The 14,271-nt window shown below is 59.2% G+C and carries 11 protein-coding genes; 4 read left to right on the plus strand and 7 right to left on the minus strand.

What is annotated here, in order from left to right; genetic code table 11:
* Window positions 1-8: 8 nt before the first annotated feature.
* A complete protein-coding gene (locus AABM52_RS17295) occupies window positions 9-1,166 on the minus strand; it encodes a two-component system response regulator (RefSeq protein WP_347907125.1) in 1,158 nt (385 codons plus the stop codon).
* Between the two features lie 270 nt (window positions 1,167-1,436).
* Here AABM52_RS17295 and AABM52_RS17300 point away from each other — a divergent pair, with 270 nt between their 5' ends.
* Window positions 1,437-2,138, plus strand: coding sequence for an EthD domain-containing protein (locus AABM52_RS17300; protein WP_347907126.1), 702 nt, complete (start codon window positions 1,437-1,439; stop codon window positions 2,136-2,138).
* Window positions 2,139-2,195: 57 nt separating this feature from the next.
* Here AABM52_RS17300 and AABM52_RS17305 read toward each other — a convergent pair whose 3' ends face one another.
* From AABM52_RS17305 to AABM52_RS17325, 5 genes are all read right to left on the minus strand, one after another.
* Window positions 2,196-3,194 (minus strand): 3-hydroxybutyryl-CoA dehydrogenase, encoded by a 999-nt coding sequence (locus AABM52_RS17305; RefSeq protein WP_347907128.1) that lies wholly within the window; start codon window positions 3,192-3,194, stop codon window positions 2,196-2,198.
* On the minus strand, window positions 3,194-4,300 hold the full coding sequence (locus AABM52_RS17310; protein WP_347907130.1) for an NAD/NADP octopine/nopaline dehydrogenase family protein: 1,107 nt from the start codon (window positions 4,298-4,300) through the stop codon (window positions 3,194-3,196). The genes AABM52_RS17305 and AABM52_RS17310 overlap by 1 nt, the downstream gene beginning before the upstream one ends.
* A gap of 96 nt (window positions 4,301-4,396) precedes the next feature.
* Window positions 4,397-5,371 carry an AraC family transcriptional regulator gene (locus AABM52_RS17315; protein ID WP_347907132.1) on the minus strand — a complete coding sequence of 325 codons (975 nt, stop codon included), beginning with the start codon at window positions 5,369-5,371 and terminating at the stop codon, window positions 4,397-4,399.
* 85 nt (window positions 5,372-5,456) lie between these two features.
* A complete protein-coding gene (locus AABM52_RS17320; protein ID WP_347907134.1) occupies window positions 5,457-6,818 on the minus strand; it encodes an MFS transporter in 1,362 nt (453 codons plus the stop codon).
* 160 nt (window positions 6,819-6,978) lie between these two features.
* Window positions 6,979-8,229 (minus strand): OprD family outer membrane porin, encoded by a 1,251-nt coding sequence (locus AABM52_RS17325; protein ID WP_347907136.1) that lies wholly within the window; start codon window positions 8,227-8,229, stop codon window positions 6,979-6,981.
* A 553-nt stretch (window positions 8,230-8,782) separates the two neighbouring features.
* Here AABM52_RS17325 and AABM52_RS17330 point away from each other — a divergent pair.
* The 3 genes from AABM52_RS17330 to AABM52_RS17340 all read left to right on the plus strand — a co-directional run bounded on the left by AABM52_RS17330 (window position 8,783) and on the right by AABM52_RS17340 (window position 12,747).
* Window positions 8,783-9,820, plus strand: a complete 1,038-nt coding sequence (locus AABM52_RS17330; RefSeq protein ID WP_347907137.1) for an AraC family transcriptional regulator — start codon at window positions 8,783-8,785, stop codon at window positions 9,818-9,820.
* A 428-nt stretch (window positions 9,821-10,248) separates the two neighbouring features.
* Window positions 10,249-11,268 carry an AraC family transcriptional regulator gene (locus tag AABM52_RS17335; protein ID WP_347907139.1) on the plus strand — a complete coding sequence of 340 codons (1,020 nt, stop codon included), beginning with the start codon at window positions 10,249-10,251 and terminating at the stop codon, window positions 11,266-11,268.
* A gap of 447 nt (window positions 11,269-11,715) precedes the next feature.
* Window positions 11,716-12,747 (plus strand): IS110 family transposase, encoded by a 1,032-nt coding sequence (locus AABM52_RS17340; RefSeq protein ID WP_347907140.1) that lies wholly within the window; start codon window positions 11,716-11,718, stop codon window positions 12,745-12,747.
* Between the two features lie 696 nt (window positions 12,748-13,443).
* On the opposite strand, the gene AABM52_RS17345 is transcribed toward AABM52_RS17340, so the two are convergent.
* A complete protein-coding gene (locus AABM52_RS17345; RefSeq protein WP_347907142.1) occupies window positions 13,444-14,208 on the minus strand; it encodes a DeoR/GlpR family DNA-binding transcription regulator in 765 nt (254 codons plus the stop codon).
* Window positions 14,209-14,271 lie beyond the last annotated feature (63 nt).

Genomic DNA, 14,271 nt, shown 5'->3' on the forward strand with positions numbered 1-14,271 from the left:
TTGCGGGTTCACGGAGTCTGCCCGAGACGCTCCAGGGCCGCCCGCTTGCCGGCCATGTCCTGGTCGGTATCGGCGAAACGCTCGGCAATGGTCTGGAACTGCTCGAGGCAATCCATGAAGGCATCGCAGATATCGGGGTCGAAGTGCGTGCCCCGCCCCTGACGAATAATCTCGACGGCCTGCGCGTGGGGCATCCCCGCTTTATAGACCCGACGACTGATCAAGGCGTCGTAGACATCCGCCACCGCCATCAACCGGGCGCTGACGGGGATGTCGTCACCCGCCAGCCCTTGCGGATAGCCACTGCCGTCCCATTTTTCCTGGTGACTGTAGGCAATTTCCTTGGCCAGGCTGAGGAACTCGGCGCGAATGCCGAGCTGATCCTCGGCATGCTGGATGGCGTCACGCCCCAGCGTTGTATGAGTCTTCATGATCTCGAACTCTTCCTCGGTATAGCGTCCAGGCTTGAGGAGGATATGGTCGGGAATGCCGATCTTGCCGATGTCGTGCAGCGGCGCCGACTTGAACAGTAACTGGATGGTGTCCTCGGTGAGAAAGTGGCTGAAGCGCGGATGATCACGCAGATGCTCCGCCAGCACCTTGATGTAATGCTGGGTGCGCCGGATATGGTTGCCGGTTTCGTTATCGCGGGTCTCGGCCAGTGAAGCCATGGCCTGTATGGCCACATCCTGGATCGCAATCACCTCCCGAGTCCGGCGCTCCACTTCCTTTTCCAGATAGTCATTGTGATCACGCAGGAAGTCTGCCGCCGCCTTGAGCTTGAGCTGGGTATCCACCCGCGCCAGGACCAGCGCCGGCCTGATCGGTTTGGTGATGTAGTCGACGGCCCCTAGCTCCAGGCCATGGATCTCATCTTCGGTCGCGGCCATGGCCGTCAGAAATATGATCGGAATGTCGCGGGTACGCGGGTCGCGCTTGAGCTGCTGCGCCACTTCATGGCCGGACAGCCCGGGCATCATCACGTCAAGCAGGATCAGGTCCGGGAGCGTGTCGCCCTGCAGTACGCGCAAAGCCTTTTCACCGCTATTGGCGGCCTTGACCCGGTAGCGATCCTTGAGCAGATCCGTCATCAACATCAGGTTATCGGGCGTGTCATCGACCACCAGCAGGGTCGGCGGACTGTAATGACTCTGTTCGGCGCTCATGGCGGGTGGCTCCCTTGCCTTAAATAGATATCCCAAGGCAACACTTCCGCTGCCACCCCGGCGCAGGAAAGCTTAGCTGCAGTTCTCCAAGGCTGCCCGGCGTCGAGCGGCGGAGCCATTGCCCTCATAGTGCGGGTCAATAGTCTGTTTGGGGTATTACCCGGGGCTGACCTTGATTGACTATGACACCAGGGATTTTCGGTCATCCGGATGGACCAGCCAGCACGACCGCGGCCCCATCCATCAACCGCAACGAGGAGCTTGATAGCTATGGAAAAAGTCATCTATCTGCTGTGGCGTGATACCCAAGTCAGTCCTGATACCTTCGCCCATCGCCTGCGCAGCGAGGTTGCCGGGCAATTGCAGGCACTCGGTGCCCGAGGTGTGCAATTGAACCTGGCCGATGCCGATGTGCAGCCAGCCACCGGCCTGCGCCAGGAAAACAACCGACCATTGCCCGATGGCAGCCTGTCGCTGTGGCTGGACAGTGCCAACGGCCCGGCTCGTCGCCCTTTCGATAACCTGATCAGCGCGGCAACCGCGCGCATGGCCGCCTACCTGGTCTGCGAGTCGGTCGCCATCGCCAATACCCGCTTCCCTGCAACACCCGGTGAGCGTACCCACGGCTTTGCCCAACTGGCCCTGCTGGCCCGCCCTCCACGCCTGACCCCCGAGGCCTGGCTGGACATCTGGCGCAACCATCACACGGCAGTGGCCGTGGACACGCAAGCCAACTTCCAGTACGTGCAAAACCTGGTGGTGTCGGCACTGACCCACGGTGCCCCACGGATCGATGCCATCGTCGAAGAATGCTTTCCGCCAGCGGCCATGACCGATCCCATGGCCTTTTTCGATGCGGCGGGCGACGAAGCAAAATTCCAGCGCAACCTGGCGGCGATGATGGACAGTTGCAGCCGCTTCATCGATTTCGACAAGATCGACATACTGCCCACCAGCCAGTACTGCCTGTAGGGCCGGGAAATCGTCAAGCGTGAAGCGTGTCAGGGCCCGACCTCCGGGCCCTGATGCTCAGGCCTGCTTCAAGGCGCCATCGAACGCAGGCGTCAGCCCCGACAACTCCAGCTTGCGGACAAAGTCGCCGAGACGCTGCTGCTTGTAGGCGTCCACGTCGATGTCACGGTAGTCGTAGAAGCCCTGGCCATCGCGCAAGCCATTGCGGCCGTTTTGCATGTTGTCGGCAATCACCTGCGGCGATTCGAAGCGCGGTGACAGCGCGCCACTCAGGTAGCGCGAGGCGTAGTACAAAATGTCGCCGCCGCCCCAGTCGATGAACTCAAGCAGGCCCAGTACCGAGAAGCGCAAACCAAAGCCGACGCGCACCGCGGTGTCGATATCTTCCGCGCTGGCCACGCCCTCTTCCACCATCCGTGCGGCTTCGTTCATGACCAATGCCTGAATGCGCGGCACGATGTAGCCAGCCACCGGATTGCACACCACGGGCACCTTGCCGATGCGCTTGAGCAGTTGCAGCAGCCGTTCGACCACCTGCGGACAGGTCGCTTCGCTGCGGCTGACTTCCACCAGCGGCATCAGGTACGCGGGATTGAGCCAGTGCGCGTTCACGAAGCGCGCAGGCGTACTGACCATTTCGCTCAACTCGGTGACCAGGAATGTCGACGTCGTCGAGGCGATGATGGTCGAAGCCGGGACATGCTCGCTGACCCAGGCGAAGGTCTCCTGCTTGACCGCGATGACTTCCGGTACCGCTTCGAACACCAGGTCGCACCGGCGCAATGCCTCAGCGGCCTCGGATCTGGATTGCAGCGTCAGCCGGGCTAACGCAGTGTCCGCCTGATCTCCCTCGAGCACACCAAGGCGTACCAGCATCTGCAGTTCGCTGCGGATGTTGTTGTGCACACGCTCGAAGTAGCCATGCCGCTCATCCTCGGCGCGATCCTTGATATCGATGAGGGTGACCGGCAGGCCCGCATGGATGAACGCCAGGGCAATGCCCTCGCCCATCCGGCCGGCACCGACCACGCTGACTTGGGGTAGCGCGGCGTTCATCAGTTGTAGCCCTTGGTCAGCAGTTCGGTCATCTGCGCCCGACTCAGCGTGGCCAGACCGAGGTTTTCCAGGGTGCGACCCTCCGCATAGAGATCACGACCGGCGACGACCGAGGCAATGCTCAGCAAGCCCTGCGCCACCGGAGTCGGCACACCGGCCCAACGACCGACGGACACCAGGAAAGACAGGCCCAAACGGGTGTCTTCGAGCATGTAGCGGTGCTTCTGCAAGTCGATGTCTTCGCGCCAGTCGCCGCTGTCGGTCAGCTTGCCATGGGCACCGCGACCGTACATCCACTCGTCGCCTTCGGTGGTGTTGTAGTGGTCAGCCAGCGGGAAGTGCGGCGCGCCGTAGGTCAGTGCTTCACGCACGGCCATGCGCTCGGCATCCAACTGGTTGGTCACGCGACGAATCGACGGTTGGGTGCCTTCGTTGTGAATGTCCCAGGCCTCGAAATGCTCCAGGGGACCGGCGTTCATCATGATCAGCGGCGGATGGATGATGGGGCCGGCGTTCATCAGCGCACCGCTCAGGGCGTCTTCAATCGGTTCGACGCTTGGGTAGGCTTCACGCAGCACCGCGAAAGCATGCTCGGACAGGTTGCTGGGGAATACGCCAGTCGGCAGGCGGGTGGCGTAGCCGCTGATCACCAGGTCGCTGGCACCATGTTTGCGGACCAGGTACGGCAGCGTACCGGTTTCAGCGAAGGCGACTTTGCTCCGGTTGCCCGCATCGGCCATGGCCTTGGCGAACACGAAGCTGCCGAAAGTGCCCGGCGGCAGGAACACCACCTGACCGTCGTGCAGGTGCGGCGCCACATGTTTGGCCAGGTCTTCGTGGGAGGTCGACGGCAGCGGGATGATCACCAGTTGCGCGTCGGCCAGGGCTTCGGCCAGGTCGTCGGTGAACGAGAGCTTGTCGCCTTGCTGGCCGACGGACAATTTGCGAGTGCCCTTGTAGTCCTTGATGGTCAGGCTGCCGATGGCCAACAGCTCCTTGAGCGCGGCGGAGTCTCGACGCCACAGGCGGGTCTGGTGCCCCTTTTCAGCCATTTCGACAGCAGCGGCGTAACAGCCGTGACCACCACCCAGCACGGTAATATTCATGCAGATACTCCTTTTTGTTAGAGACTCGATCCTATCGAGCCGCACCGCCGCAGACTCATCCGATTGCGCAGCCGACTGACGGATTGCGCAGGAGTCTCAATGCTTCTGCCGCCGCAACGTGTCCGACGGCAGACAGCCATAGCGATGCCGATAGGCGCTGGAAAAATGCCCGAAGCTGTTGATGCCGTGACGCAACAGGATATCGGTGACGGTCTCGCCGGCCCTGCCCTGTTTGAGCGACTCGTGAATCACCGCCAGGCGACGGTCGCGGATGTACTCGACCGGTGCCTGCTGGAGGAACTGGTTGAAGCCGTTTTGCAGGGTGCGCACCGATACGCCGCACAGTTCGCTCAAGGTCGTCAGGCTGATCGGTTCGTCGAGGTGCTCCTCGATGTAGTCACGGGCCTTTTTCACGTGGTGCGGCAGCGGCGCGCGCGAGTCGATCAACAGATCCGCCGAGTAGTTGTGCGGCAGCTGTGTGAGCAGCAGTTGCATCAGGTATTCGGACAGGCCGCTGGCGAGACGCGAACCGTCTACGCCGCTGCCGTACAGCCGGCAGATGTAGTCCAGGGTGTGATAGAGGCTGACGACGCCGACGCCCAGGTGATCGACGCTGACATCAAAGATCACCGACTGACGCAGGCTGCGGCCGAGCAGGCGTTGCAGTTGCGTCTCCAGGGCATCACGGTCGACGCGCAGGATCAGGTTGCGGCACTCGCCATCGGTGACGATGCGGCTCTGCGCGAACGGCGAGGAAACGCTCAGGTAGCCCGACTGCATCGCCGCGCTGCGCCGCCCGTGGGCCACCTCGCAATGCCCCTGCAAGGTGATGCGAAACAGATACTGATCGGCAATGTCGCCGATGGTGATCTCCACCGGCGCGCCATAGCGCAGGTCGAGCAGCGCCGAATCGCCGAAGAATACGCCGTTGAGCCGGGTATAGATCGGCTCGTCACGCAGCACATTGAAACTGTGCGGGCACAGGTATTGGCTGACCTTGTCCTTGATCTCGCGGTAATCGGCCGAGCTGAGCAGGCTGTGCCGTTCCAACAGGTGTACATCATTCAACATCAAGGGTTCTCCTGACCTGGAGCACCTCGGCCCCGCTCCCTTTAACAGGAGCGAGGCCGGGGCGCCGATCGTGGACTATGACCAATCAAGCCCGGGTCGGGTGTTCACGGGCATAGCTTTCGCGGAAATGACGGCAACCACGCCATAGTAGAAGTACGGTCAACGCCGACGCGCCACAGATCACCAGCGACATCGACGACCCCACCGCCGCGGGCGATCCGAAGTAGCGGTCGGTCAACAGCGCCACCAGCGTGGTGCCCAGGCCCAACCCCAGCAGATTGCTGATCAGCAGGAACACGGCCGAGACCTGCGCACGTACCTGGTTCGGCGCGAGGATCTGCATCGCCGCCGTGGACGCCGGCATCGGGAACGAAGCGAAGAACATCGCTGGCACCAACAGCGTCACCGACAGCCATAGTTGATCGACTTGAGAGAACAGCACGGCCGGCACCGCCATGCCGAGGGCACCGATGACGCCAGTGCGCATCGCAGCGTCCTGATGACCTTTCTTGGCCAGGTAGTCGGTGAGCCATCCACCGAACAGCACCCCGGCGGTGTTGGCCACCAACAGCACGGTGCCGAGCATGTAGCCCGCCTCCATTGGCGACAGGCCGAACTTGCGGATGTACAGCGCCGGGCTCCAGCTCATCAAGCAGAACAGGGCCATGGCGTAGAACGAAAAGCCCAGGTAATGACAGGTGAAGGTGGCACGGTGGCGGCCGAGGAAGCGCAAGCCATCGCTCATCGCGACCTTCTTCGCCCGACCCTGCGCATCGACCTGCAGGCCTTTGCGCGCCGGGTCGCGCACGGTGAGCCAGATCAACAGGCCGACCAGCATGCCGGGCAGACCGACAATGAAGAACGCCAGCTGCCAGGCCTTCATCGCGCCGAGAAAGGCGACCTCAATGGTGTTCATGTCCTTGAGCATCGCGATCACATAGCCGCCCACCAGGAAGGCCAGGCCACCACCGACGAACGAACCGATCGAGTAGATGCCCACTGCGCGGCCGAGCTTTTCCTTGGGGAACATGTCGCTGAACATGGAGTAGGCCGAGGGCGACAGGGCCGCTTCGCCGACGCCGACGCCAATGCGGGCGAGGAACATGTGCAGGAAGTTCTTGCTCATGCCGCAGGCTGCAGTCGCCAGGCTCCAGAACACCACGCCGACGGCGATGATCTTCGGCCGGGAGAAGCGGTCCGCCAGGTAGGCGATGGGCATGCCCATGAAGGCGTAGAACAACGAAAAGGCCAGCCCGTGCAGCAAGCTGAACTGAGTGTCGCTGATCTGCAGGTCGGCTTTGATCGGCTCGATCATCAGCGCCAGGATCTGCCGATCCACAAATGAAAAGATGTAGGCGATCATGCACAGGCCTACCACGTACCACTCGTAAATGTAGGTTTTCTTCTTCTGCCGTTGCAGGACCGCGTTATCGACCTGGATATTCACTAGTGTTTGCTCCTCTTGGAATCCGCTCATGCGCGCAGCGCGCCGGGTGACGGTGCACAGCGCACCGACTGGGAAGTTGCGGGGCAGATGTAAAGGACAAAGGGTTCGAACATGGTCAGGCCTCTTATTGTTATGGGGTCAATCCCTGGATGGACCGGGCTTACCAGAACTTCCAGGTGTAGGTCGTGGCGACACGGAATTCGTTGTAGTCGTAGCCGTACTTCTGTTTCACGTCGATGTTGCGCAGGTCCAGCCCCAGGCCTTGCAGCGCCCCGCTCTGCACCACGTAGCTGAGTCCCAGAAAACGTTCGCTTTCCTGGTTGTCGCTCAGGTTGTTGCCACGGTTCCAGTTGGTACCCTTGATGTAGCGGGTGTAGAGCTTCAGCCCCGGCATGCCCATCCCGGCAAAGTCATAGCTGTAGCGCGCGCCCCAGGACTTTTCACCCGGGCGGACAAACCCCAGGGACGACCAGTGCACCAGGTAAGGTTGCGGGATAAAACCGTTCATGGTCGGGAATACGCTGTCACCGAGCATGCGCTGGTAACTGAGGCCAAACATGTGGGCGCCTTTGAGCAAGGAGAACAAGCCGCCGTAGGAACGGTTGTCGATTTCACCGTTCAAGGCATTGCCATCTTCATTGTTATTGAAGTAGCGCAAGTCGGTCTTGAGTTTGTATCCACTACCCAAGTCAGCCATATGCATCAGGCCAAAATAGTGTTGCTGATAAATATCGTGCAACACACCATAGAAATAACTGGCTTGCAAGTTCTTGGTAATGTCGTAAGTTGCGCCACCGAAGTCCAGGCCGTCACTGTCGAGATTATCGGTGGAACCAAACTTGTACAGCTTCTCGTGATTGGAAGATTCCCGTGTCACGGCAGACCAGAACCGGCCACCGGTCATCGTCAACCCATCGACTTCCTTGGACTCGACCACCGCCCCTTGATAGATCGTATCCAGTTGCCGGCTGGCGTCATCGTACGCCACCGGCAATTGAGGGCGAAGGTCACCGACCTTCAACTCGGTTTTGCTGTAGCGCATCTTGAAGGTTGCGCCAGCACGACTGTAGTCATCGGCCGTCTGCTGGTCACGGACGCTGTAGGGCAGCGAACCGTCGTTGCCCGACGAATCCAGGCGCACAGCGTACTGCGCATCCACATCAAGGCCGATCGCCAGGGCCGTGTCGGTATAACCGGAAGTAAACTGCGCATCGAAACCCTGAGACCAACTATGCACTTCAGAAACCGGCGCATTGGTATTGGTGTAGTTACGATGCAAGTAGAAGTTGCGTGTATCCACTTTCAAGTGACTGTCATCAACAACATCGGCATAGGCTGCCAATGGCGAACAGATAATTCCCAATACGCCGGCAATACCGAGCCCACGGCAAGATTGTTTTACCTGAAACATCTAACTTCTCCACATCTGTATGTGCTGGGCACTGTATTTATAGGAGCAGATTCGAACTAAAAACTAAAAATGCCGGCAGCCGAACACCGAGCCTTCTTGCGCAGGAAGGCGGATTGCATCAGGGATATAAAGGACGATGGGTTCGAGCATTGTCAGGCCTATTGTTGTTATGGGGTAAAACGCCAGGCGGGCTCAATGGAACAGTCCGCCACGACGACACGCCTCTTGTCTACCCAAGGTAAGCCAGCAGGCGCCGCGCCGATATCGAGATGAACAGCATCCGTTGGGGGGAAAACTTCAACCCGGCTAAAGGTTTCCCTTAGTCGACTCGAACGCGCAGGGCACACAGTGGGAGATGGCAAGCCTGTTTTGCATAAGCCTTCCTTCAGCGAGGTCTTGTTGTTGGATGGGCCTAAACTAGCGATTGCACTGCCTGCCAACCTCCCCGATTGCGCAGGCGATTCTCCAATTGCGCAGCATGATGCAGGCCGCCTGAGTACTGCACTAAGCTTCTCAGGACATAATCTGGTGAAACCGGGACACGAGGCCAGGCATGTATACCTTGACGCGAAGCGCCAGCCTTACCGACTTTGAGCAGGTGGCCCGTTCAGTGGGGCTCGATCCATTTCGTATGTTGCGCATGGCCAGGCTACCGGCCAGTGTCCTCGACGATCCGAACATCATGGTCAGCAGCGATTCGGTAGGTTGGCTGCTGGAGGAGTCAGCCCGCCTGTCCGGCCAGGAGTCCTTCGGACTGCTGCTTGCGCAAACCCGGCAGCTTTCCAACTTTGGCATGCTCGCGCTACTCCTGCGCGAAGAGCCAACACTTCGCGCAGCCTTGCAATCCTGCTTTCGCTATACGCGCTTGCATAACGCCGGTGTGCAATTGTGGCTCGAGGATGCAGGCGACCTGACCCTGCTGCATGTGGGTGTGAACATGCGGGGCCATCATGGCGTCTGGCGTCAGGCGATTGAAACGGCAACCGGCATCATGCTTCGGACGTTGAGCGTTCTGAGCGGCCATGCCTTCCGGCCGGTAAGGGTCAGTTTCACTCACGAGCGACCTTCCAGCCTTGAAGTGCACCACCGTGTGTTGGGTACAACTATCGAGTTTTCCCGGGAATTCAATGCCATCGTTTGCCGCAGGCGCGATCTGGACATGCCCATTCCCACGGCCGACCCCGCGTTGCATCGGGAGGTGAAGCGATCGCTGGACATGCAGTTGGCCAATCTGCGCGACGAACCGGCGCAGCGGGTACGCCAGATCGTCAGGATGCTGCTGCCAAGCGGACTGTGCTCTGTCGATGCCGTGGCCCAGCATCTCGGGATGCACCGACGCACCCTCAACCGACACCTGGCGGACGAGGGAGAGAGTGTCACGACGATCATCAATGCTGTACGCGCCGAACTCGCCGAAGAGTATCTGGCCAACAGCAAGCGCCGATTGTATGAGGTCGCCGAACTCCTCGGCTTTTCCTCTGCCGGTGACTTTTCACGCTGGTTCCGTAGCCGTTTTGGCAAGACGCCCTCGGCTTGGGCCGTCTCCTACCGAGCGAGCAAGACGGCACCCGGGCCTATATCGCCTGCATAAAAGGCGACTCAAGCCTGCTGGTCAGCCACGTTGCCTGAACCTCGCACGCCCCCACGTTTCTGACTTCGCCACCCCTCCGCCAGCGTCCCAATACGCGAAGATTCTGTCCCATAAGGCTCATTGCATCGCTCTCGCGCTACCTACTATGGGTCAGTGGCCCCTGCTTCGTTGATGGGGGCCACAGCATCTACCGGATACACGTAAACCGCCCGGGATCCTGGACCCTTGATGGCTCCAGCGGTTTGTGGATCCGGGTCCGCCAACCAATTCGATGGTGATGCGAAAAATACGATCCTGAATCTGATCGCGCTACTTGCAGTCCTCCACCGGGATCGCCCCGGGAGCCACGCAAACGTCATCAGAACAGCGCCTGATCGCGCAACACATCTTCAATGAAACGTCACCATCGGCCGAGGGAAGTCCTACGCATGCCCACGCTTGTTCGCGCCGCAGTTTTGACCAAATACCTGGAAGTTACCCAGGACCTGGGATTCGACCCGCACGACATCCTGGCAGTCGCCGGCCTGAACAAGGCTCAGCTGCAAGACCCCGAATCCCGCATCCCCATCGATGCCGCCGTGCGTCTGCTGGAAGATTCGGCCATCGTCAGCGGTTGCCAGACCTTCGGCCTGAGCATGGCCGAGTCGCGCCAGTTTTCGGACTTCGGCGTGGTCAGCCTGCTGCTCAGTCATCAACGTACCCTGCGCGATGCCTTGCAGGTCATGGTGCGCTACCGTCATCTGATGAACGATTCGCTGGCCATCTTCGTTGAAGAGTGCGGCAAGATGGTGATCATTCGTGAAGAGATGGTCACCGAGTCGCCAATGCCCAGTCGCCAGGCCACGGAGCTGGCCATCGGTGTGACGTTCGGTCTGTGCTCGGCCCTGCTCGGCTCGCACTGGCGCCCTTACAGCGTCAACTTCATGCACCAGCCACCGGACAACCTGTACCTGCATCGGCGCGTGTTCGGCTGCAACCTGGAATTCGGCAGCGAGTTCAATGGCATCGTTTGCCCCGCCGCCTGCCTCGACATGATCAACCTCAATGCCGACCCGACCATGGCCCGTCATGCCCGGAGCTACCTTGACTCGCTGCAAAGCCCCGAGAGCACCTCGACGCTGTTCGAAGTGCGCAAGGCCATCTACTTGCTGTTGCCCATGGGCCGCGCCACCCTGGAGCAGATCGCCCAGACCCAGGGGATGAACGTGCGCACCCTGCAACGTCGCCTCAAGGACCACGGCTGTGCCTTCAGCGACCTGATCAACGATGTGCGCCGCGCCCTGGTACTGCGTTACCTGGAAAACCCGAACCACTCGCTGAGCCACATTGCCGACATGTTCGGCTTCACCATGGCGAGTTCCTTTACCCGCTGGTTCATCAACCAGTTCGGCATGCCCCCGGCGGTGTGGCGCAGCGCGCAGAAACAGTCCGGCGTCCCACGGCGATGAGGCGCTAGCACTTGCTGGAAAGTTGGGCAAGAAGCGGATGGTCGAGCGCTTCGAGGGTTTGCTTGGGTTGTACTGGACAACTGAGTGGGATGGGAATTTCGAGACACTGGAGGAACACTTCAATCGCAAATTCCAGAAAGAGCTGTTTTATGTCTAGCACACCATTCGTGGAATATACGGAGAGGTCCCCCAAGATTTCCCTCAGATCGAAAGCGTTTGCCCTGAACCACCCGATTCAGGCCAAGCATCAAATAGTGGTATCGATTCAGTGGTCTGCTTTTTTTGTCGTTTTCTGCCTCAAGCGATGGGCCGCTCCTGGCCGTTTTCTGTCTGCGATGATCTGCTGAAATCGGCCAGAAGCAATGGGATGGACTCCTCCTCACTTCGGCATCTTGAGTGCCAGACTGAAGGTGCAAACCACAGTCAACCGTGAGAAGGAGTCCACACATGAAGCTTATGCGCATTGGGGTCGACCTGGCCAAGAACGTGTTTCAGATCCACGGAGTGGATTGTCATGAACAACCAATCTGGCGGCAGTGCCTGCCGCGCGATCGCTGGCTGCAAACGGTGCTGGAGAAAATCGAACCCGGCTGTGAAATCGGTATGGAGAGTTGCGGTGGAGCCCATCATTGGGCGCGACAACTACAGGCACGCGGATTTCGGGTGAGGCTGATCGCGCCTCAGTTCGTCAAACCGTACGTCAAGAGCAACAAGAACGACGCCAACGATGCCGAAGCAATCTGTGAAGCCATGAGCCGCCCCAGCATGCGCTTCGTCGCCATCAAGACGATTGAGCAACAGGATATCCAGGCGACGCATCGCATCCGAGCCGGCTTGATCGAACAGCGGACGGCCAAAGCCAATCAGATCCGTGGGCTGGTTGCCGAGTACGGCCTCGTCGCTCCGAAAGAGTTACTGATGCTACGTCGTGCCATACCGTGCTGGTTGGAAGAGGCGGATAACGGTTTGACCGTACGCTTTCGTCATTTACTGGATGGCTTGTGGGGCGACCTTCGCACACTGGATGAACGCGTGGGCGAACTCGACAGCGAGATCTCGGCAATCGCGGCAAGTGAACCAACGGCCGTCCGCTTGCAGCAGCTACGCGGGGTCGGCCCGATGATAGCCACCGCACTCGTTGCTGCCATTGGTGATGCTCGACAGTTTGCCAATGGCCGGCAGTTAGCCGCCTCGCTAGGCCTGACGCCGAGGCAACACAGCTCCGGCGGTAAAGATCGACTGCTGGGCATCAGCAAACGTGGCGATGCTTATCTGCGAACGCTGATGATCCACGGTGCACGATCGGCACTACGCACGGCCAAATTCAAAGACGACCGGCTCAGCCAATGGGCCGTTCGTTTAGCCGAGCGCTCACATCCCAATGTGGCGGCTATTGCGCTCGCCAACAAAACTGCACGCATGGCTTGGGCGATGCTACGCAACGGCACTGATTACCAACCGGATCGGGCAGCGGCCTGACCCATTTATCCAAGGAGAAGCACCTCTACACCACGATTGCGAAGCAACCCGAACAATGGCAAACCGGTCGAACCGGCGTTGGCAAAACCCTCTAATGACCAGGTGCGTAAAGCACGTAGAAGCAATTGGGAGCCGACGCGCGAATAGCCCATCATGGCCCTGCATCGAATCGATGCTGAAATCAGAGGCCGAATATACGTGTGCAGTCGGCACGGGCGCCAAAGCGAAGGGGGCTTGCAATGAGGAGGAGTCCATATACGGTCATTCAGATTGCCTACGAAATCAGCGGCGATTCAGAGCATTGCGCAATAGTGCTTGGTGTCAAATCACATCCGAGTTGTGCCCCAAAGCTCGATTCCTCGAAGTATCCGGTCCCTGTGGCAGAGGTATCCTTCAGTAATTTTTCCTGCTCAGGCTCGGAATAACCAGCCTGCAAATCGGCTTCCAGTTTGACGCGTTAGCTCTCCAGCATATGGATACCGACAGTCATTGCAATGTCGATGTACATCGCCAGCGTCGAATGTTTGGCAAGGCCAGGATGTTTTTTGAGCGTTGATATAAAGCCCCTACCGTTGATTCCAAGTGTAGGGGACAGGGTTCGGAAGTGAATTCGCACTCGCAGGAAATGCGGCGCAACCTAACGCATTTTCTGCGTCAGGTTTAGATAATCTGCTAGGAGGTCATTCTACCCGTGACCTAGCGGACGGACACGACCTCAAGCTTGTCGGCATAAGTCTGCCGATGCTTGATGATGTGCTGATCATCCGTAATGACTTTAGTGATGGCGTCGAGGCTGCAAACATGTGAAAAAGCTTTGTATCCGAGCTTCGAGCTGTCGGCCAAGACGATGGTCTGATTTGCTGAGGCAATCATCGCTTGCTTGATCGGAATTTCGACCGTGTTGATATTAGTGATACCACTTTCGGGGTGCACGCCTTCGGCCCCCAGGAAAGCCCAATCGGTGTGGATGTTCTCGAATTTTTGAACGGTGTCGGGCCCCACCAACGTAAAGACGTTGTTGAGCATCATGCCACCCGCGACATGCAGTGTAATGCTGGGGTGCTGGGACAGTTGCATCGCGATCATCAGGTCGTTAGTAATGACCGTAATGTTCTTGCGCGCCTTCAAGGCCAGCGCTAACTGAAACACCGTTGAGCCATTGTCGAGAATGATAGATTGACCATCCTCGATATAGTCCAGCGCGGCCAGGGCAATAGCGGCTTTACCTTCTTCATGCATGTTGCGCCGTACGTTGTACGGCGTATCACCCTGATGGGCGTCCTGGGAAGGGAGAACGCCGCCGTGGGTACGGATCAGTTTGCCGCTGTTCTCCAAGAATGACAGGTCCCGGCGGATGGTGGAACTGTCGACCGAGAACATTTCGGATAACTCTGCGGCATTGACGTAGCCACGTTCTTTTATGAGTTCCACGATCTGGAGTCGCCGTTCGGACGCTGTCATTTTCTGCTCGTTTACTGAAAGGGATTGCACGATTGCGTGCAAAGAGTAGCCATTTAACCCCTT

Origin of the sequence: Pseudomonas grandcourensis (genome assembly GCF_039909015.1) — a bacterium.
Lineage (GTDB): Bacteria > Pseudomonadota > Gammaproteobacteria > Pseudomonadales > Pseudomonadaceae > Aquipseudomonas > Aquipseudomonas grandcourensis.